The following is a 326-nucleotide window of genomic DNA, read 5'->3' on the forward strand; positions in this document are numbered from 1 at the left end:
CAATTCTCTAACCTTATCTGCAATGTAACCTTTGGAAATGGCTCCTAATTCTAAGGTCATTCCTTCTTTGATAAAGACAGTCTTCTTCTCCTTATCTAAAGTAATGTCTTTATAATTGATAAATGGCAGAGCAGCTTTGATTTCTTCATCACTCGGCTTACGTGCATCCTCATCTCCAATTTTCCACAGATTGCTCACAGCTCCAATGGAAATGTCAAATAGCCCCTGACTTTCTTTACTCATGTCAATAGCTGTTTCAATCACTTCAAAGGTACGTTCATCAACCTTGACAGCTTCTTTTCCTGCTGCCTGATTGATACGGTAGA

Annotated in this window: 1 protein-coding gene; it reads right to left on the reverse strand. The window is 39.0% G+C overall.

What is annotated here, in order from left to right; all coding sequences use genetic code 11:
- Positions 1–326 (reverse strand): FAD:protein FMN transferase (locus C1G53_RS12430; protein WP_192873141.1); only part of this gene is annotated, 326 nt, incomplete at both ends.

Source organism: Streptococcus suis (genome assembly GCF_002960445.1).
Lineage (GTDB): Bacteria > Bacillota > Bacilli > Lactobacillales > Streptococcaceae > Streptococcus > Streptococcus hyiners.